At 43.9% G+C, this 19,909-nt stretch carries 15 protein-coding genes and 2 pseudogenes; 15 read left to right on the top strand and 2 right to left on the bottom strand.

The window, feature by feature from the left end; all coding sequences use genetic code 11:
• Window positions 1-12: 12 nt before the first annotated feature.
• From purM to purD, 4 genes and pseudogenes are all read left to right on the top strand, one after another.
• Window positions 13-1,061, top strand: a pseudogene (gene purM / locus PGRAN_RS08095) (phosphoribosylformylglycinamidine cyclo-ligase).
• A gap of 1 nt (window position 1,062) precedes the next feature.
• Window positions 1,063-1,623 carry a phosphoribosylglycinamide formyltransferase gene (gene purN / locus PGRAN_RS08090; RefSeq protein ID WP_036066360.1) on the top strand — a complete coding sequence of 187 codons (561 nt, stop codon included), beginning with the start codon at window positions 1,063-1,065 and terminating at the stop codon, window positions 1,621-1,623.
• Complete coding sequence (purH, locus tag PGRAN_RS08085) at window positions 1,620-3,149, top strand: bifunctional phosphoribosylaminoimidazolecarboxamide formyltransferase/IMP cyclohydrolase (RefSeq protein ID WP_036066359.1); 1,530 nt, start codon at window positions 1,620-1,622, stop codon at window positions 3,147-3,149. The genes purN and purH overlap by 4 nt, the downstream gene beginning before the upstream one ends.
• A gap of 15 nt (window positions 3,150-3,164) precedes the next feature.
• Window positions 3,165-4,427 carry a phosphoribosylamine--glycine ligase gene (gene purD, locus PGRAN_RS08080; RefSeq protein WP_036066358.1) on the top strand — a complete coding sequence of 421 codons (1,263 nt, stop codon included), beginning with the start codon at window positions 3,165-3,167 and terminating at the stop codon, window positions 4,425-4,427.
• Window positions 4,428-4,480: 53 nt separating this feature from the next.
• Here the strand turns inward: purD and PGRAN_RS08075 are convergent, their stop codons facing one another.
• Window positions 4,481-6,322: a DUF2207 domain-containing protein gene (locus PGRAN_RS08075; RefSeq protein WP_036066357.1), complete on the bottom strand. Its 1,842-nt coding sequence runs from the start codon at window positions 6,320-6,322 to the stop codon at window positions 4,481-4,483.
• Window positions 6,323-6,450: 128 nt separating this feature from the next.
• On the opposite strand from PGRAN_RS08075, the gene PGRAN_RS08070 reads away from it, so the two are divergent.
• A complete protein-coding gene (locus tag PGRAN_RS08070) occupies window positions 6,451-6,744 on the top strand; it encodes a YerC/YecD family TrpR-related protein (RefSeq protein ID WP_036066355.1) in 294 nt (97 codons plus the stop codon).
• A gap of 58 nt (window positions 6,745-6,802) precedes the next feature.
• On the opposite strand, the gene PGRAN_RS08065 is transcribed toward PGRAN_RS08070, so the two are convergent.
• Window positions 6,803-8,152 (bottom strand): sodium-dependent transporter, encoded by a 1,350-nt coding sequence (locus tag PGRAN_RS08065; RefSeq protein WP_036066354.1) that lies wholly within the window; start codon window positions 8,150-8,152, stop codon window positions 6,803-6,805.
• 344 nt (window positions 8,153-8,496) lie between these two features.
• Here PGRAN_RS08065 and pcrB point away from each other — a divergent pair, with 344 nt between their 5' ends.
• From pcrB to PGRAN_RS08015, 10 genes and pseudogenes are all read left to right on the top strand, one after another.
• Complete coding sequence (gene pcrB / locus PGRAN_RS08060) at window positions 8,497-9,162, top strand: heptaprenylglyceryl phosphate synthase (protein WP_036066353.1); 666 nt, start codon at window positions 8,497-8,499, stop codon at window positions 9,160-9,162.
• Between the two features lie 71 nt (window positions 9,163-9,233).
• On the top strand, window positions 9,234-11,429 hold the full coding sequence (gene pcrA, locus PGRAN_RS08055; protein ID WP_036066351.1) for a DNA helicase PcrA: 2,196 nt from the start codon (window positions 9,234-9,236) through the stop codon (window positions 11,427-11,429).
• A gap of 245 nt (window positions 11,430-11,674) precedes the next feature.
• Window positions 11,675-13,458 (top strand): annotated as a pseudogene (gene ligA, locus PGRAN_RS08050) (NAD-dependent DNA ligase LigA).
• On the top strand, window positions 13,455-14,576 hold the full coding sequence (locus PGRAN_RS08045) for a CamS family sex pheromone protein (protein WP_036066350.1): 1,122 nt from the start codon (window positions 13,455-13,457) through the stop codon (window positions 14,574-14,576). Before ligA ends, PGRAN_RS08045 begins: the two are co-directional and overlap by 4 nt.
• 62 nt (window positions 14,577-14,638) lie before the next feature.
• Window positions 14,639-14,932, top strand: coding sequence for an Asp-tRNA(Asn)/Glu-tRNA(Gln) amidotransferase subunit GatC (gene gatC / locus PGRAN_RS08040; protein ID WP_036066349.1), 294 nt, complete (start codon window positions 14,639-14,641; stop codon window positions 14,930-14,932).
• A gap of 26 nt (window positions 14,933-14,958) precedes the next feature.
• Window positions 14,959-16,410: an Asp-tRNA(Asn)/Glu-tRNA(Gln) amidotransferase subunit GatA gene (gene gatA, locus PGRAN_RS08035; protein ID WP_036066348.1), complete on the top strand. Its 1,452-nt coding sequence runs from the start codon at window positions 14,959-14,961 to the stop codon at window positions 16,408-16,410.
• A gap of 15 nt (window positions 16,411-16,425) precedes the next feature.
• Complete coding sequence (gene gatB, locus PGRAN_RS08030; RefSeq protein WP_036066347.1) at window positions 16,426-17,856, top strand: Asp-tRNA(Asn)/Glu-tRNA(Gln) amidotransferase subunit GatB; 1,431 nt, start codon at window positions 16,426-16,428, stop codon at window positions 17,854-17,856.
• A gap of 179 nt (window positions 17,857-18,035) precedes the next feature.
• Window positions 18,036-18,977, top strand: coding sequence for a diacylglycerol kinase (locus tag PGRAN_RS08025; RefSeq protein WP_036066346.1), 942 nt, complete (start codon window positions 18,036-18,038; stop codon window positions 18,975-18,977).
• Between the two features lie 162 nt (window positions 18,978-19,139).
• Entirely contained in the window at window positions 19,140-19,586 is a 447-nt protein-coding gene (locus PGRAN_RS08020; RefSeq protein ID WP_036066345.1) for a hypothetical protein, read from the top strand.
• Window positions 19,543-19,899, top strand: a complete 357-nt coding sequence (locus PGRAN_RS08015) for a hypothetical protein (RefSeq protein ID WP_149024020.1) — start codon at window positions 19,543-19,545, stop codon at window positions 19,897-19,899. Before PGRAN_RS08020 ends, PGRAN_RS08015 begins: the two co-directional genes overlap by 44 nt.
• Window positions 19,900-19,909 lie beyond the last annotated feature (10 nt).

The raw sequence follows: 19,909 nt of genomic DNA, 5'->3' as shown, positions 1-19,909 counted from the left end.
GGAATTTTGCAAATGGCAGAGAATGCGTATAGTAAGGCTGGCGTCGATGTAGAGGCGGGTTATGAGGTTGTGGAGCGGATTCAAAAACATGTGGCTCGCACGAAGCGTAACGGTGTGATGGGCGCGATTGGTTCGTTTGGCGGGATGTTTGATCTTAGTGGGCTTGGCTTGCGTGAACCTGTGCTTGTTTCGGGGACGGATGGCGTTGGTACGAAGTTGCTGCTTGCGATTGAGGCGGATAAGCATGATACAATCGGTGTGGATTGTGTCGCGATGTGTGTGAATGATATCTTAGCGCAGGGGGCGGAACCGCTTTTCTTCTTGGATTATATTGCGACGGGGAAAACGATTCCGGGCAAGATGGAACAGATTGTTAAGGGTGTTGCGGACGGCTGCGAGTTGGCTGGATGTGCGCTTGTCGGTGGTGAGACGGCGAGATGCCGGACATGTATGGTGCGGACGATTATGACTTGGCTGGCTTCACGGTTGGCGCGGTCGAGAAGGCGGACGTGATTACGGGCGAGCGGGTTGCGGCTGGTGATGTCTTGATCGGCTTGGCATCGAGTGGAATTCATAGTAATGGATACTCGTTGGTACGCAAAATTTTCTTTAAGGAGCATGATTTGGCGCTGGATACAGTTTTGCCGGAGCTTGGGGGCAAGACGCTTGTTGATGAGTTGCTCGTGCCGACGCGGATTTATGTGAAACCTGTTTTGGAAGTGATTAAAAATGTAACAGTACATGGAATTTCGCATGTGACGGGTGGCGGCTTTATCGAGAATTTACCACGGGTGTTGCCGGCGGATTTGGCGGTCTCGATTACGCGTGATGCTTGGCCTGTTTTGCCGATTTTTGATGTACTACAAAAGTATGGGGAAATCGATGCGGACGAGATGTACGGCATTTTCAATATGGGAATCGGGATGGTGCTTGTCGTTGCGGCGGAAGAAGCGGCACAAACGCTTGCCATTTTAGAGGAACAGGGTGAAAAAGCATATCCGATTGGAAAAGTGACGCCGAAACAAGATGGCGCGCAAGTCGTGTTTACGGGAGGCAATTAAGATGAAAATCGCGATTTTTGCTTCGGGATCGGGTAGTAATTTTCAGGCGTTGGTGGATGATGCGGCGATTAAAGAATCGGTGGCGTTACTTGTTTGTGATAAACCGGGCGCGTTTGTGTTAGAGCGGGCAGAGGCAGCTGGAATTCCAGTGTTTCTGTTCTCTCCGAAGGCTTTTGCGGATAAGGCGGCTTTTGAGCGGGAGATTGTCGCTAAATTGCAGGAATCAGGGGTAGAATTCCTTGTTTTAGCGGGATATATGCGCCTGATTGGGCCAACTTTACTGGAGGCGTATGAAAATAAGATTGTCAACTTGCATCCGTCGTTATTACCTGCTTTTCCTGGGAAAGATGCGATTGGTCAGGCATTTGCTGCGAAGGTAGCAGAAACTGGTGTCACCGCGCATTTTGTGGACGCGGGAATGGATACGGGATCGATTATCGCACAGCAGTCTGTAGCTATTTTGCCTGCGGATACGACAGATTCACTCACGACGAAAATACATAAAGTAGAGCATCAATTTTATCCGAAAGTTGTTAAAAAAATACTAGGGGGACAATCATGAAAAGAGCGTTAATTAGTGTGTCAGATAAAACGGGTGTCGTGGAATTCGCGCAGTCGCTAGTGGGGCTTGGATTTGAAATTATTTCGACGGGTGGAACGAAGAAGGCGTTAGAGGATAGCGGGCTTTCAGTGATCGGAATAGAGGAAGTCACTGATTTTCCAGAGATGTTAGATGGACGCGTGAAGACGCTACATCCGGCGATTCATGGTGGGCTGCTTGCTCGTCGTGATGACGCGGCGCATATGGCGGCGATTGAGGCGCATGATATTGCTAAAATCGATTTGGTATGTGTGAACTTATATCCGTTCCAAGAAACAATTGCAAAACCTGATGTGAAACTTGGTGAGGCGATTGAAAATATCGATATCGGCGGACCTTCGATGTTACGTTCTGCGGCGAAAAACTACGCAGCGGTGACGGTTGTTGTCGATAGCGTGGATTATGCACCAGTCTTAGCTGAACTCGGTGATCACGGCGCGGTTACTTTTGAAACAAATCAGCGCTTGGCAGCGAAAGTTTTCCGACATACAGCGGCGTACGATGCGTTGATTGCAGGCTATTTGACGGATATCGTGGGGGAAGAGTTCCCTGAAAAATTAACGCTAACTTATAATAAAAAACAGGATTTGCGATATGGCGAAAATCCGCATCAACAGGCAGGATTCTATACAGAACCGCTAGGTGTTGCGGCGTCTATCAGTGAAGCCAAACAACTACATGGCAAAGCGTTGTCGTATAACAATATTCGCGATACGGACGCAGCGCTTCGAATTGCGGCTGAATTTACAGAACCTGTCGCGGTAGCGGTGAAACATATGAATCCGTGCGGTGTCGGCGTAGGTGTGACGCCAGAAGAGGCTTATTTGAAGGCTTATGAAGCGGATGAGACCTCGATTTTTGGTGGGATTGTGGCGATTAATCGGGAAGTTGATGCGGCAACGGCGACGCATATGAGTCAGATTTTCCTAGAGATTATTATTGCGCCGAGTTTTTCCGAGGAGGCATTCGCGATTTTATCACAGAAGAAGAATATTCGCTTGTTGACGGTTCCGTTTGCAGGGCCAGTGAATGCGGTGGAAAAAACGTCGGTGATTGGTGGCTTATTATTGCAAGATGGCGATGCGGTGGCAGAAGACGCGGCGACATATGAAGTTGTGACGGACACAGAACCATCAGAAAACGAGTGGAAGGCGCTTCTTGCCCAGTGGAAAATTGTGAAGCATGTGAAATCGAATGCGATCGTCGTTGGCAATGAAAAACAAACGCTTGGCATTGGTGCAGGTCAGATGAACAGGATTGGCTCGGCATTTATTGCGTTGCATCAGGCTGGCGAGAAAGCCAAGGGTGCGGTCCTAGCGTCCGATGCCTTCTTCCCAATGGATGATACCGTTGAGGCAGCGGCTAAAGCAGGCATTAAAGCGATCATTCAACCTGGAGGCTCAATCAAGGACAAAGATTCGATTGCGATGGCAAATAAGTATGGTATTGCGATGGTTCTTACGCATGTTCGCCATTTCAAACATTGAGGAGCGTGTAATACGATGAAAATTTTAGTTGTCGGAAGCGGTGGGCGTGAACATGCGATCAGTAAGAAATTGCTAGAAAGCGATGCGGTAGAGTCTGTATTCTGCGCGCCTGGAAATGATGGCATGCTTGGCGATGGTATCAAGACGTGTGCTATTTCAGAGAATGATGCGGTTGCACTTATCGAATTTGCCAAAGAGAAGGCTGTGAACTGGGTCATTGTGGGTCCAGAAGTACCGTTACTTGCTGGTTTAGTCGATGATTTTGAAAAAGCCGGAATTAAAGCATTTGGCCCTTCGCAAAAAGCGGCGCTCATTGAGGGAAGTAAAGATTTCGCGAAACAATTTATGAAAAAATACGACATCCCAACGGCGGGCTCGGAATCGTTTACGGACTATGAAGAAGCCTATCTTTATCTACAACAAAAAGGCGTGCCGATCGTGATTAAAGCGGATGGCTTGGCGGCTGGAAAAGGTGTAGTCGTTGCTTTTGATATGGAAGAAGCGATAGTTGCTTTAAAAGATATGCTGTTGGATAGTAAGTTTGGTGCGGCGGCAACGAAGGTCGTGATAGAAGACTTTTTGGATGGCGAGGAATTTTCGTTAATGGCTTTTGTTCGTGGTGCAAAAGTTTATCCGATGGCAATTGCGCAAGATCATAAGCGGGCCTACGAAGGCGATAAGGGACCAAATACAGGCGGAATGGGCGCTTATTCACCGGTACCGCATATTTCCCAAACGATTGTTGACGAAGCGATTCAGGAGATTTTGTTGCCGGCTGCGAAAGGAATGGTTGCAGAGGGTCGCTCATTTTCTGGAATTTTGTACGCGGGGTTAATCGTGACGGAGGATGGGCCAAAAGTGATTGAATTCAACGCGCGTTTCGGCGACCCTGAAACACAAGTTGTTTTGCCACGGTTAAAATCTGATTTTGCGAAGGTGATTGATGCGTTATTGCACGATCAAGAACCGATATTAGAGTGGGAAGAAGCTGGCGTGACACTTGGTGTAGTTTTGGCGAGTGCAGGGTATCCTGATGCATACGCGAAGGGGAAAGAAATAACAGGTCTTCAAGAAGTTCAGGCCGAGGTTTTTCATGCGGGAACGAAGCGAGCGGAAGAAGGCGATGCGTATCTTTCTAATGGAGGGCGCGTCCTGCTTGTTTCGGCAACGGCAGATTCGATAACAGCCGCACAAGAACAGCTCTACAAAGAAATGAAAAAGCTAGATAATCCAGATTTCTTTTACAGAATGGATATTGGAACAAAAGCAGTGAAGTAAAGTAAAAACGTGCGATATACCTCAAATATTTTGAGATGTATCGCACGTTTTTTTTAAAAGGCTCCGCCGCCTGAGCCACCACCACTGGAACCGCCGCTGAACCCACCACCACTACCGCTACTGGAAGATGCGCTACTAGCTATGGCACCGCTGAATGAGCTTTCAAAAGCGTTTTGGAAGCTTTCAGCAAAGCCTGTATCCATATTCGCGTGATGAACGTTGCCGAGCATTGCGCCGCCGTAGTAATAATAAAGTAAACCAGATTGTTGCTGTACTTGCTCTGGGGTGAAACGAATGGACGCGGCTTTTAGAACTTCCTTCGTCAAGCCAAGTGAAATGGAATAGGAAAGGTAATGGTCCCAAATTGCAATCGAGCCGACATCTGCCATGTCCATATTTCCGACGTCTTTAATATAACGTTTGAAGGCATGCCATTTCGCAAACTCTTCTGCTCCAATTTGATTTTTAATAGGGAACTGGGTCGCCCAAAAAGTAAACAAGGTGGCAAAAGTAATAATGCTAGTAATACAAGCAAACAAGGAAAAAATACTCGTAGCTATGCTGAAAATAATGATGCCAATACCGATTAAGATAATACATGTTAGACAGATAGCCAAAAGTTTATTCGCTTTGGAGCTAGCTTTATTATCGAAATACTGGTGTTCCTTTGCGTCTTTAGCGACACCATTTTTCCAGCTTGTAAACGAACTGGTGAAGGCGGCTTTATTTTTCTTTGCATAGGCGTTGATTTCTTTTAGCGTTATTTTTTCACCATCACCAATCTTTTCTATCAGCCAGGTCATCAATCTTTTTTCATGGTTTAGAAGTGCGATAGGAGAGGGTGCAGGTATTTTGGAGAGGATATAGGTTGCCTTTTTCTTATTACCTGAGACATCTGGGAGCTCTTCGATGGTGAGTTGCCTTTTGCGCACAAGATCCATGATAGTTGCAACCATATCGTTTGCGCCCGTTTTAGAATAGATTAACTTATTCATGACTGCTGGTGACAGGTCTGTCGGAATATCGTGAAAATACTTATCTTGAAATGCAGCTTTTCTTGGCTTTGTATATTTAAAATAGGTCCAGATAATTACGATAAGCACGAGTAGTAACATGAAGCTACTACCACCGTAAAAAATAATTTTGGAAAACATCCGTTTCGCATTGGCTTGATTAGCAAGTTTTGCTTCTTGTGCCTGGATATCGGCTTTTTTATGAATGGCTTGAATATTTTGGTTTAGTGGTACGATATTAGTCGGAAAAATGACATGTGCTTCAACAAATTGACCTGGTTTAACATCATCAGCCGTTAGTTTTACGGATTGCTCGTTGTGTAGCGAGATGTTGCCATCCAATGGTCCATGTGCCCAAGCTTGTAGGTCCTCTTTTTTTGTAGCGCTTGGTAACGTGATATTTATGGCAACATGATCAAGCGACTCTTGCCAGTTTGTGCCGACGAGTTTTCGATTGAATTCGGCCGTATCGTTATAGCTTGTGATGACATCTCTTAAGGTGTAGCGATAGGAAAACTCTTTTACAGCTGTGTTGGTAGGAGAGTAGACTTTGATTCTTAGTGTGTCATTGTCATAGTTTGCCGTAAAGGTTCCGGGCTGGCTAGAATTGCTTTGTACATAAGGAGGGCTACCATCAACGGATACTTGTAAGTCTGTGATCTGTGGTAGTCCTGCTGTGTCAATATCCATCGTCGCCCCGTTAAAGGCTCCATCAAAGTCGAAAGTCACTTTTTCAGTAATGGTTGCAGATCCGTCTTGCTGAATTTGTACATGGTTCTCGTAACTCGGAATTGTGAATGAACGCTCAGCGGAGACCGACGAATAAGATATCCCAATGCATATTAATAAGAGTGAGAAAAATAAGATAATTTTTGCTTTCATGCTGAAGCCTCCTTTTTATACATTCTAGTATAGCATAATTGTAACGGATTTTTGAACCTTCTTGTTGTGTTATTCACACTAGTGCGTTAAAATGGTGAAGAAGAGTCTGAATTAATGGAGGTATACGCATGCAAATAGAAAAATTGCGTGGTGAAGGTCTAGATACGTTTTTTAAAGGGATCTTGGCACTGGAGAATTTAGAAGAATGTTATGCTTTCTTTGACGATGTATGCACAGTAAATGAGATTCAATCGATGTCGCAGCGCTTCCAAGTGGCTAGCATGTTACATGAAGGCAAGACGTATAATGTGATTGAAGCTGAAACAGGAGCTAGTACGGCAACGATTTCTCGCGTCAAGCGTTCTTTGAATTATGGTAATGATATGTATGAGGTTGTTTTTGATCGAATGAAAGACAAATAAATTGTAAAAAAGAGGTGTGCCACTGAACCATTTTAGGCGTACCTCTTTTTCTATTTTGTTAAAACGATATAATCCCTGTGGCTGACAGAAAAATCAAGATGATCGCGATGGGTGCAATGTATTTGAGTAGTAAAAGCCAGACCATAAAGCTTTTACGCCCTAGACCACTACTGCTCGTGAATTCGTCAAACAACGCTTGGCGCGGGAGTTTGAAACCAACAAAGATCGCTGTAAATAGTGCGCCAATTGGAAAAATAATATTTGTAGTTACATAATCGATGGCACCAAAGATGGTTTGCCCAAAAATGGTGATATCACTCCAAATCCCAAAGCTAAGTGTAGCTGGTATCGCAACTAGAAAGATAATGCCACCGACAACCCAAGTAGCTAGCGGTCGGCTTTTGAATCTGTTGATGAAAGGCGCGGTCGCTGTTTCGAGTAACGAGAAACTGGAGGACAGAATCGCGACAAAGAACATGACTAGAAATGCGACAAACCAAGTTGTTCCAAATGGTAACTGGTTGAAAATCGAAGGCAAGACGACAAATAATATGCCAGGTCCTTCATCCGGCGATAAGCCAAAAGAGAGTAAGGCAGGGAAAATCGCCAGTGCAACAAGTATAGAAAGGAAAAAGTTTAACAAAACAATGATGGAGGATGTTTTTGGAATGTTAATCGTATGGTTTAGATAAGAGCCATAGGTGACCATCAGCGAAATCCCGACGCTTAAAGAGAAAAAGGACTGACCCAGGATGAGTAGCAGTGTTTCACTGTTGATTGCTGAAAAATCTGGTTTTAGGAAGTGTCCTAGCGCACTGAGCGCATTTGGAAGTGTCAAACCACGAATGGTGAGAACGATCAGGAGAATAAAAAGCATGGGTACGACGATCTTACTTACTGTTTCAAGACCGGCGCGCACCCCTTGCGAGACAATTAAGATATTTAACAAGATAAAAATTCCAGTACCTGTAATCGCAATGGCTGTGTTGGCTGTTGTCAAGCTAAACTGTAACGACAACTGCGCTATATCAATGTGGCTGACCGACCCCGTTAGCACCTTAACAATGTAAGCGAGTGTCCATCCACCGACGATTCCATAAATGGCAAGGACTAAGCTAGAGCCAAGAACACCAAGTTTTCCGACCCAATTCCAATGTGTTTGAGGGGAAAGCACTTTATAGGCTTTTATAGCATCGCCCTTAGAGGAACGCCCAATGATATATTCGCCGATTAAAATGGGAAGTACAATGACGAATGTAAGAATAAAGAAAGCAATGAAAAAAGCGCCTCCGCCAGTTTTTGCAGCAATATAAGGCATTTTCCAAATAGCTCCGATTCCGATTACGGCACCGACTGATGCGAGCGTAAAGCCTAATTTAGAACCCCACTGTTCTCTATTGTTATCCATGAGAGACTTCCTTTCATACAAAATAAGCTAGATTATGGAAATGAGAGTAATTCATATTACTAATATCATAGCATAGAAAAATTCTGATTGCATCCACTTAATGCGAAGAAAGTTAAAGATTTTTATAAAAGAATCTTAGATGTGGTGCGCTTATCACCTAGAAATGATATAATTGTTGGTAGCGTTCGAACAAAGTGAGTTACGCTACCAATATGCATAGGAGCGAAGCGAGTATGTAATCCATCAGTTAGCGTTCGAAGCAAGACGCGATATTTTTACAAAGTCTTAGGTTATTATTTCATACGCGGAATTATTTCACTCATATACATGATGGAGGGGCTTTGGTGAAACATTTATTCAAATTAGATCCAGCTAAGCAGTTACCAAATCTAGCTGTACAGCGATTGGCTCAGTCTGGAACTGACGGGTTTATTATCGGTGGTTCAGATGGACTAGAGATGGGCGCAGTACAGGATTTATTTCGGACTGTTGCGAGTTTAGGATTACCGGTTTTTATTGAGGTGAGTGATGAGGCGATGATTGTGCCTGGTGCGAGCGACTACTTGAGTCCGATGGTTCTAAATTCGACAGACGTGACTTGGTTGATTGGCGCGCATCACGAGATTGTGAAGCAATATGGCTCTTTTATTCCATGGCCGCATGTCCAAACAGAAGGGTATTGCATTTTAAACCCAGAGGCAAAAGCGGCACAACTCGCAAAGGCCAATACAGATTTATCTGCGGATGATGTGGCGGCATACGCGAGCATTGCAGAAAACATGCTCCGATTGCCGATTTTTTATGTCGAATATAGTGGCACTTTTGGTGATAGTCGAATGGTTCAGGCCGCGCGGGATGAGCTTGTGAACACGAAGCTTTGGTATGGCGGTGGCATTAGGACGGTTGCTCAGGCACGGGAAATGAGTGAAATCGCGGATGTGATTGTCGTTGGTAATATTTTGTATGAAGATTTTGAGCAGGCGTTGGAAACGGTGAGTGCGGTTCGATAACTTTACTTGCTTTCGGTTGCTTAAAAAGTTAAAATAAGAACAAATGTTTGTATTGGCGGTGTGAGGATAAAATGCAATTAAATGCGGAAGATTTAGTAAAAGGATTGAACCCACAGCAAAAGAAGGCGGTCCAAGCGACAGAAGGGCCGCTACTCATTATGGCGGGAGCAGGCAGTGGGAAAACGCGTGTTTTGACGCATCGTATTGCTTATTTGATGAAGGAACGTAGCGTGAATGCGTATAATATTTTGGCGATCACGTTTACGAATAAGGCGGCGCGTGAGATGAAAGCGCGTGTTGGTAATTTGCTAGGACCTGAAGCAGAATCGATTTGGATTTCGACATTTCACTCGATGTGTGTACGAATTTTACGTCGGGATATTGAACGGATCGGCTTTAACCGCAATTTTACGATTTTGGATGGCGGGGATCAGCTTTCGGTTGTGAAGGGCATTTTGAAGGACAAGAATATCGATACGAAGAAGTTTGAGCCGCGTGGGATTTTGGCATCGATTAGTAACGCGAAGAACGAGCTTACCAATGCGGAGGAATACAAGAAGGAAGCGTTTGGTTTTTACGATCAGATGGTTGCGGATGTGTATGTCGAGTACGAGAAGAAGCTCAAAAAGAACCAGTCGCTAGATTTTGATGATTTAATCATGGTGACGATTCAGTTGTTTGAACGAGTGCCAGACGTCTTGGAGTTCTATCAACGGAAGTTTCAGTATATTCATGTAGATGAGTATCAAGATACGAACCATGCGCAATATATTTTAGTGAAGTTGCTTGCGGCTAGGTTCCGTAATCTGTGTGTCGTTGGGGATTCCGATCAGTCGATTTATGGTTGGCGTGGTGCGGATATTACGAATATTATGTCGTTTGAGAAAGATTATCCGAACGCGCAAACGATTCTTTTAGAAGAGAACTATCGGTCAACCAAGCGGATTTTGGAAGCAGCGAATCGGGTGATTGAGAATAATAGCAATCGGAAACCGAAAAATCTGTGGACGAACAATGATGAAGGTAAGAAGATTTTTTATCATAAGGCATTGACGGAGAAGGAAGAAGCTTCTTATGTTGTCGGCAAAATTCAAGAAGAAGTTATTGCGTCGAACCGGCCGCTTTCAGATTTTGCGATTTTGTACCGGACGAATGCGCAGTCGCGTGTCATGGAGGAATTTTTCATGAAGTCGAGCATGGCGTATCAAATGGTTGGCGGTACGAAGTTCTATGATCGTAAAGAGATCAAGGATGTACTGGCGTATTTGCGCCTGATTTCGAACAATGATGATGACATTAGTTTGGCGCGAATTATTAATGTACCAAAACGTGGAGTTGGCGCGGGTTCGTTGGATAAGATTGCGAATACAGCGGCGGCGTACGATTTGACGGTTTTTGAAGTGTTGGACCGTATCGAAATGGTTGGACTTTCTGCCAAAATTTCCAAACAATTAGTGGAGTTCCATGATCTGATGAAGGGTTTCACGCAAATGCAGGATTACTTGTCAGTGACGGAGCTCGTGGAACAAGTACTTGATAAAACAGGATACCGCGCAATGTTAGAAAATGAGCGGACGATTGAGGCGCAGACGCGTTTGGAGAATATTGATGAGTTCTTATCTGTGACACAAAACTTTGAGAAGGAAAACGACGATAAGACGTTGATTAGCTTTTTGACGGATTTGGCGCTTGTTGCGGATGTGGATAAGTTGGATGAAGAGGATAAATCTCGTGGGGCAGTGACGCTTATGACGCTCCACTCAGCCAAAGGTTTGGAATTTCCGGTTGTCTTTTTAGTGGGCCTCGAGGAAGGGATTTTTCCGCATAGTCGGGCGCTTTTCGAGGAAGATGAGATGGAAGAGGAGCGTAGACTGGCGTATGTTGGTATTACGCGTGCTGAAGAGGAGCTGTATATGACGAGCGCTTACTCGCGAATGTTGTATGGTCGTTCGACGGCGAACAAGGAGTCGCGTTTCATTGATGAGATTCCGAATGATCTGATTGAAATGGGTCATGAGAACAGTTTGACAGAAGTGCCATTTGCGAAGTCAGCAATGCATAGCAAATCGGTGGTTGGTTACAGTTCATCAGGCGCTGAAAAAGAGGCGTGGACAGTTGGCGACAAGGCGAGTCATAAGAAATGGGGCGTCGGAACGGTTGTTAGCGTGAAAGGAACTGGGAGTAATATGGAACTTGATATTGCCTTCCCGAGTCCAACTGGCGTAAAACGATTGCTGGCGGAATTTGCGCCTGTTGAAAAAGTATAAGTAGGTGAAGTGAAATGGCTGAAAAAGAGCGTTATGAAGAACTGATAAAGGAATTGGAGCGGCTTAGTTATGAATACTATGTTGCGGATAATCCAACGGCGCCGGATTCTTTGTATGATCAACTTTTGCATGAATTGATTGGTCTTGAAGAGAAGCATCCGGATTGGGTGACGCCAGAATCGCCATCTCAGCGTGTTGGTGGGGAAATACTTGCTGGTTTTCAAAAAGTGGCGCATGAAACGCCAATGCTTAGTTTAGGCAATGCGTTTAACCATGAGGATTTGCAAGATTTCGACCGTCGTGTGCGTGAGAAAGTGGGCGAGGATGTAGCTACATGTGTGAACTCAAAATCGATGGTTTAGCTGTTTCTTTACAATATGAAGCGGGCAGATATAAACGTGGAGCAACGCGCGGTGACGGGACGGTTGGTGAAGATATTACATCGAATTTGCGGACGGTGCGCTCTATTCCGATGGTGCTAAAAGAACCGTTCACGATTGAAGTACGCGGAGAAGCGTTCATGCCAAAGCAGTCATTTCAAAGTTTGAATGAAAAGCGAGAAGAAGAAGGGCTGGAGGTCTTTGCAAACCCTCGAAATGCGGCGGCAGGATCTCTACGTCAATTAGATACAAAAATTGCAGCATCGCGAAATTTAGATATTTTCTTGTATGCTGTTGCCGACTTTGGCGAGATGGGTGTGGCGACACATAGTGAAGGCTTAGCAACACTTGAAAAACTAGGCTTGAAAGTTAACAAGGAACGCCGTTTGTGCCAGTCTTTAGAAGAAATTTTTGCGTATATTGATGAATGGACAAGTGGACGCGCAGGATTAGCGTATGACATTGACGGCATCGTCATTAAGGTCGACAGTTTGGAGCAGCAAAAAACGCTCGGATTTACTGCGAAATCACCACGTTGGTCTATTGCATATAAATTTCCAGCCGAAGAAGTGGCGACGAAATTACTCGACATCGAGCTTGGCATTGGTCGGACGGGTGTCGTTACACCAACTGCGATTCTGGAGCCGGTTCGCGTAGCCGGAACGACAGTTGGCCGAGCGTCCCTTCATAATGAGGATTTGATCCGCGAGCGGGATATTCGAATTGGCGATACCGTTTTAATCAAAAAAGCGGGCGATATTATTCCAGAAGTAATCCGTGTTGTGGAGGAAGAGCGGACGAAAGAGCAAGTTCCGTATCATATGCCAACGCACTGCCCGACATGTGCAAGTGAGCTTGTCCGTTTAGAAGGGGAAGTGGCGCTTCGATGTATCAATCCGAAATGTTCTGCTCAACTAAAAGAAGGCCTGATTCACTTTGTTTCACGTAATGCAATGAACATCGACGGCCTAGGCGAAAAAGTAGTTGTTCAGCTCTTTGAACAAAAATTAATTGCGGATGTGGCCGATTTGTTTTTCCTTTCGGGTGAAAAACTGGTAGAATTAGAGAGAATGGGCGAGAAATCCGTTCAAAATTTATTGGCATCGGTTGACAAGAGTCGCGAGAATTCGTTGGAGAAATTGCTGTTTGGTCTTGGAATTCGCCATGTTGGTGCGAAGGCTGCGAAAGTTTTAGCACAATATTTCGAAACGATGGATGCGCTCCGTGAGGCGGAGAAAGAAGCGCTTATGGAGGTGCCTGATATTGGTGAGAAGATGGCAGACTCCATCGTTGCTTATTTTGAAAATGAAGAAGTCCATGATTTGTTAGCGAAGTTAGAAAAAGCAGAAGTCAATATGGTGTATACAGGTCCGAAACTGGAATTAATGTCAGAAGAAGCGCTTGTTTTTGCGAATCAGAAAGTTGTTTTAACAGGGAAATTAGAACATCTGAAGCGTGAGGAAGCGAAAGCATTAATTGAAATGTTAGGTGGAAATGTAACGGGGAGCGTAAGTAAAAACACGGCTGTTGTTGTGGCAGGCAGTGATGCAGGTTCCAAGCTGGCTAAAGCCGAAGCATTAGGTATACCAGTATGGAGCGAGCAAAAATTAATGGAATATTTACCAGATGAAGGTGGTCAAAACAAATGAAAAAATTACTAGTAGTTTCCCTTAGCACCGCGCTTTTACTTGCAGGATGCGCCCCGAGCCTCAATTCGGATGAGCAGGTTGTACAGAAGAAAGACACGAAACAGGCGGAAACAGGTATTATGACAAAGAATCAAATTTCCTCGGATTATTACAAAACTGTTTTGCCGTATAAAGCGAGTAAATCTCGTGGTTTAGTCGTATCAAACATCAACTCACGTTACGATATTAATGAGTTGGAATCTGGATTGATGCGGGTTTCGCAAACAAGTTATTCGCCGGATGACTATCTTTTCCAAGAAGGTCAGTATTTGACGACAGAGACCTTGACGAAGTGGTTGGATCGATCGAGTGATAAGAACAAGGATGGACTTAATCCAAAAGATAATGGTAAGACGGACGAGCAACGTGCCCCGATTTATTTGGCGCATATTTTAGAGCAAGATTATTTGAAGAAAACGGACAAGAATACGGTGGGGCTTGGAGGTATTTCGATTGCCTTAGCGATGAATTCCGTTGATTATTATCAAAAAGAGAAATTTGGCGCCACATATGAGCAAAATATTTCGGATGAGACGCTACTTGCTCAAGGAAAAGAGATGGCAGCGACGGTTTTAAGCCGGATTCGAGCTACTAAAGGATTGGATAGTGTGCCGGTTACGATTGCGATCTATAAGCAAGGAAAGCGTGACGGTGTCGTTCCTGGAAACTTTATCGCGATGGCGAATGCCGATGGTGCGGATGTCGGGAAATGGAAGACCATCGATGAGAAAAGTTATGTATTGCCGTCCTCAGATGCAAAGTCAGACCATAAAACCGACAACACTTCTTTTGAAGATTTTAAAGCCGACATTGAGAAGTATTACCCGAACTACACGGGTGTCGTTGGACGCGCTCGTTATGAGAACGGGGAGATGGCGGAGTTAAACATTGATATACCGCTACAATTTTACGGAGAAGCAGAAATTATTGGTTTCACGCAATATGTGACGGATTTACTTGGAAAACACCTCTCGACAAATGCCGCAATTCAGGTTAATATTACTACAACTGATGGTACAGCCGCACTGATTACGCGTAAAGCAAATGATGATACGCCAACAGCGCATATTTTCGAGTAATTATATTTTTAAGAAGGAAAGTATCGAACGAGGTGCTTTTCTTCTGATTAGGAGGAGAAATTTTGACAACTATTTCAAAAGAAACCGTGGAGAAAGTAGCGAACTTGGCACGCTTAGAAGTAAGCGATCAAGAGGCGCAAGCATTCTCAGAGCAATTAGAGAAAATTATTCAGATGGTGGAGAAATTAGATGAATTAGATACGGCTAATGTGGCGCCAACATCGCATGCGATTGAAGTGTCTAATGTGTTGCGTGAAGATGTATCGATTCCAGGTTTACCACGCGAGGAAGTATTAAGAAACGCGCCAGACCAACAGGACGGCATGTTCAAAGTACCAACCATTATGGAAGACTAATTTTAGGAAATCAGGAGGGAATTAATTTGGGATTATTTGAGCATTCAGTAAAAGACCTACATGAAAAGCTTGTAAAAAAAGAAATCGCGCCATACGATCTTGTCAAAGAATCATTTGACCGTATTGATGCTGTAGAAGATAAAGTGAAATCGTTTATTACGTTGAACCGTGATAAGGCGTTAGATGTTGCCGAAGAACTTGGGGATGCTGGGATTGATCCAAATAATATGTTAGCAGGTCTGCCGATCGGTATTAAAGATAATATCGTGACGAAAAACCTGCGTACGACTGCCGCAAGTAAAATTCTGGAGAACTTTGATCCGATTTACGACGCAACGGTGATGCAAAAATTAAAAGCGGCACAAACGATTAATATCGGAAAAGTAAACATGGATGAATTTGCAATGGGCTCGTCAACCGAGAATTCTTATTTCCAAACAACGGCAAATCCGTGGAATTTAAATAAAGTACCAGGTGGTTCTTCAGGCGGTAGCGCTGCGAGTGTAGCTGCTGGTGAAGTATTGTTTTCATTAGGATCAGATACGGGTGGCTCGATTCGTCAACCGGCTGCATTCTGTGGTGTTGTTGGGATGAAACCTACATATGGCCGCGTTTCTCGCTATGGTTTAATCGCTTTTGCATCGTCGCTTGACCAAATTGGACCGATCACGCGTACCGTGGAGGACAACGCGTATTTGCTAGAAGCGATTTCTGGTGTGGATCCGCATGACTCCACGTCGATCGATCAGCCAGTGGAGAATTTTGCGTCTCACTTGACGGGTGACATTAAAGGTTTACGCATTGGTGTGCCAAAAGAGTACATCGGTGAAGGCGTGGAACCAGGCGTGAAAGAAGCAGTTTTAAAAGCGTTGAAAACGTTAGAAAACTTAGGCGCAACATGGGATGAAGTATCGCTTCCTCATTCTGAGTATGGCGTAGCAAGTTATTATATTTTAGCATCGAGTGAAGCGTCATCGAACTTGGCTCGCTTTGACGGCGTACGCTACGGTTACCGTTCACCAAACGCGCATACATTGGAAGAGCTTTACAAAAAATCACGCGCCGAAGGTTTTGGAGATGAGGTAAAACGTCGTATCATGTTAGGAACTTTTGCGCTTAGCTCCGGTTATTACGATGCATATTATAAAAAAGGACAACAAGCACGTACGCTAATCAAGCAAGATTTTGCGAATGTATTTGCAGATTACGATGTGATTATCGGGCCAAGTGCACCAACTGTTGCCTTTGATATTGGCGGATTGATCCATGACCCAATCACGATGTATTTAAATGATTTGTTAACGATTCCGATTAACTTGGCTGGTCTTCCGGCGATCTCGGTTCCTTGTGGACTCTCAGAAGGTATGCCAGTCGGTTTGCAAGTGATTGGTAACTACTTCGATGAAAAAACGATTTACCGTGTGGCGCATGCATTTGAACAAGCAACAGAATTCCATAAAGAAAAACCAAGTTTATAAGGGAGGGCGAGACATATGAATTTTGAAACAGTAATCGGACTTGAGGTCCATGTAGAATTGAAAACAGAATCCAAAATCTTTTCGCCGGCACCTGCTCATTTTGGCGCGGAGCCGAATACGAATACGAACGTGGTGGATCTTGGGATGCCAGGCGTTTTGCCAGTTTTGAATAAAAAAGCAGTCGAATACGGTATGAAAGCAGCGATGGCAATCAACTGTGAAATCGCAGAGCACACGAAATTCGATCGTAAAAACTACTTCTATCCAGATAATCCGAAAGCCTATCAAATCTCACAATTCGACCAACCAATCGGCGAACACGGCTGGATTGATATCGAAGTACATGGTGAGAAAAAACGTATCGGTGTTACCCGGCTTCACTTGGAAGAGGACGCTGGTAAAAATACGCATACATCACATGGCTACTCCCTTGTCGACATTAACCGTCAAGGCACGCCGCTTGTTGAAATCGTGTCAGAACCAGATATGCGTACAGCTGATGAAGCCTATGCTTACCTTGAAAAAATCAAGTCGATCATCCAATATACAGGCGTTTCCGACGTCAAAATGGAAGAAGGATCGATGCGCTGTGATGCGAACATCTCGATTCGCCCAGTAGGTCAAGAAGCGTTCGGCGTAAAAACGGAGCTGAAAAACTTGAACTCTTTCACAAACGTACGTAAAGGTATCGAATACGAAATCAAACGCCAAGCAGAAGTGCTAATGGCAGGTGGCATCATTGAGCAAGAAACACGCCGTTTTGAAGAAGCCACAGGGAAAACGACGTTGATGCGTATCAAAGAGGGTTCCGATGATTATCGTTATTTCCCAGAGCCAGATTTGGTGGATCTATACATTGATAATGAGTGGAAAGAACGCATTCGTGCTGAAATCCCAGAGCTTCCAGACAAACGCCAAGTGCGCTACGTAGAAGAAATTGGTTTACCAGCATATGATGCGATGGTTCTTACATTAACAAAAGAAATGTCCGATTTCTTTGAAGCAACCATTCAAAAAGGTGCCGATGCAAAACAAGCGTCGAACTGGTTAATGGGTGAAGTTTCTGCATACCTAAATGCAGAGCAACAAGAACTTGTCGATACTAAGCTAACACCTGAAAATCTTGCTGGCATGATCAACCTCATCGAAAAAGGAACGATTTCATCCAAGATAGCTAAAAAAGTTTTCCGTGAACTCATTACAAACGGTGGCGACGCTGAAGAAGTAGTGAAAGCGAAAGGCCTTGTTCAAATATCGGATGCCGGCGAACTAAGAGGTATTATTTCCGGTATTCTAGATCAAAACGAACAATCTGTAGCCGACTTTAAAAATGGTAAAGATCGCGCGGTTGGTTTCCTTGTTGGCCAAGTGATGAAAGCGACGAAAGGTCAAGCAAATCCAACGATGGTTAATGAAATTTTGGTAGATGAAATGAACAAACGTTAAATAACACACAGAGTTATTAGGGGCGGGAAAATAGACGCTCCTAGTAACTTTTTTGCATTTTTTAAGCAAGACGATAGCTTCAGAATGGGTTTTTGGAGGCTAGTTTGGTATAATGAAAAGTGTTCGGTGTAAAAATATTACACCTATAGACTCCTTTTTGAGAGGATGGAGAATATAATATGCAGAAACGAGCGCGAGTGATTTATAACCCAACATCAGGAAGAGAAATTATTAAGAAAAACTTGGCTGATGTGTTAACAATACTAGAAAATGCGGGATATATAACGAGCTCCCATGCAACGACACCAGCTGAAAATGATGCTAAAAATGAAGCACGAAAAGCGGTGGAGGATCGCTATGATTTAGTGGTAGCAGCTGGCGGTGATGGTACAATTAATGAGGTTATTAATGGTATCGCTGAACAGGATTATCGACCAAAAATAGGAATTATCCCAACTGGAACGACGAACGACTTTGCGAGGGCACTGAAAATTCCGCGTGACGTGATTAAAGCGACGGAGATCATTGCTAAAGGCGCTAGTGTCGCGATGGATATTGGAAGAGCTAATGATACGTATTTTATCAATATCGGTGGTGGTGGTCGCATTACAGAGCTTACGTATGATGTACCAAGTCGTTTGAAAACCATGCTAGGGCAGCTAGCTTATTATTTGAAGGGTATTGAAATGTTACCATCGTTAAAGGCGACGCATGTCAGAGTGGAATATGATGATGGCGTTTTTGAAGGAGAAGCGATGTTTTTCCTACTCGGATTGACGAATTCAATCGGTGGTTTTGAAAAAATAGCTCCTGACGCTAAATTGGACGATGGCAAATTCTCATTGATTATCGTGAAAAAAGTGAATCTGGCAGAGTTTATCCGGTTAGTGACGCTGGCTTTACGTGGTGATCACATCAAGGAGCCAAACGTGATTTATGTGAAATCGGAGAAGGTGGTCGTGCATTCCGATGATCAGATGTTGATTAATTTGGACGGGGAATTAGGTGGAGAAACGCCAATGATCTTCCAAAACTTGAAGCAACACATCTCCTTTTTCGCCAATGTAGCAGACATTCCAGCGTCTGACTTAAACAATAAACAAATGGAAATGATTGATTAATATACAGGGTAGCTATATTCTTTCCAGGGGAGTACTATTTTTGTAATATATCAAGGAATTAATGTAATTATTGTAAACAACTTGTATTAAATCGTAAAATGCGATATACTGGTGGAAGCTGTTACGAACAAAGCGAGATACAAGAAAGAGGGTGTTTGCGACTTGAAGAATAGTCGTATAAGCCGTTTTATCATTGGTTTATTGGCATGCATAGCCATCGGGGGTGCAGCCTTTCTGATATTTTGGAATGTGCAGGCAGAAGAAGTAATGCCTGAGATTGATCAAGCGAAATTAATGGATAGTAATAGAACGTGGATTAAAACCAGTACGAGTATTGCGATTGAGCCGAATCTGGTCGTGCCTATTAAGGGTGACAATACCGTGACGAGCATCGCGAACAATGGCGATTTGATTTTAGATACAACCAATAAGACCGTGCTCACTAAAATGGCAAAAGTAGATTCGAAATACCGGGAAATGGATCGTTTCCGCATTCGAATTTTTGCAAATAAGGTGTCGACAGTAATGAACCCAGCGACGTTTCAGTATACGCACGACAAGGTCGATGGTTTTTTTAACAAGCTACTCCATTTTGAACGGTACGCTTGAGAAAGTGGCGGGTAAAGGATTTAATCTCACAACAACAGTTGGCACACCGCTACAAGTGAATGAGAAATTAGAGACCGATTATTCTAGTCGTTTGGCGGAGAAAATCGCACCTGTGTTAGGAATTAATGCTAAAATATCGAGTCAGTATTTAGAAGATGAATTTAATATTGAGGCTGGAGAGCAGGTTATCGCTTACCCTAGACAATTGCATTATCAATTTAGTGCAGAGAAGACATCACTTGTTTTTTTCAAAGGGGATAGCGATGAAAAAATTGAGCAACCAGTCGGATTAGAATATGTGATTAAGAAGTAGAGGATAGGTA

The organism is Listeria grandensis FSL F6-0971, from assembly GCF_000525835.1.
GTDB lineage: Bacteria > Bacillota > Bacilli > Lactobacillales > Listeriaceae > Listeria_A > Listeria_A grandensis.
Note: the sequence above shows the minus strand (reverse complement) of the source record. Positions and strands in the feature narration are given on the sequence as shown.

What these genes read in the sequence shown, in the direction of transcription:
- purN (WP_036066360.1), top strand. Translation starts at nt 1,063, where the DNA reads ATGAAAATCGCGATTTTTGCTTCGGGATCGGGTAGTAATTTTCAGGCG.
- purH (WP_036066359.1), top strand. Translation starts at nt 1,620, where the DNA reads ATGAAAAGAGCGTTAATTAGTGTGTCAGATAAAACGGGTGTCGTGGAA.
- purD (WP_036066358.1), top strand. Translation starts at nt 3,165, where the DNA reads ATGAAAATTTTAGTTGTCGGAAGCGGTGGGCGTGAACATGCGATCAGT.
- PGRAN_RS08075 (WP_036066357.1), bottom strand. Translation starts at nt 6,322, where the DNA reads ATGAAAGCAAAAATTATCTTATTTTTCTCACTCTTATTAATATGCATT.
- PGRAN_RS08070 (WP_036066355.1), top strand. Translation starts at nt 6,451, where the DNA reads ATGCAAATAGAAAAATTGCGTGGTGAAGGTCTAGATACGTTTTTTAAA.
- PGRAN_RS08065 (WP_036066354.1), bottom strand. Translation starts at nt 8,152, where the DNA reads ATGGATAACAATAGAGAACAGTGGGGTTCTAAATTAGGCTTTACGCTC.
- pcrA (WP_036066351.1), top strand. Translation starts at nt 9,234, where the DNA reads ATGCAATTAAATGCGGAAGATTTAGTAAAAGGATTGAACCCACAGCAA.
- PGRAN_RS08045 (WP_036066350.1), top strand. Translation starts at nt 13,455, where the DNA reads ATGAAAAAATTACTAGTAGTTTCCCTTAGCACCGCGCTTTTACTTGCA.
- gatB (WP_036066347.1), top strand. Translation starts at nt 16,426, where the DNA reads ATGAATTTTGAAACAGTAATCGGACTTGAGGTCCATGTAGAATTGAAA.
- PGRAN_RS08025 (WP_036066346.1), top strand. Translation starts at nt 18,036, where the DNA reads ATGCAGAAACGAGCGCGAGTGATTTATAACCCAACATCAGGAAGAGAA.
- PGRAN_RS08015 (WP_149024020.1), top strand. Translation starts at nt 19,543, where the DNA reads ATGGTTTTTTTAACAAGCTACTCCATTTTGAACGGTACGCTTGAGAAA.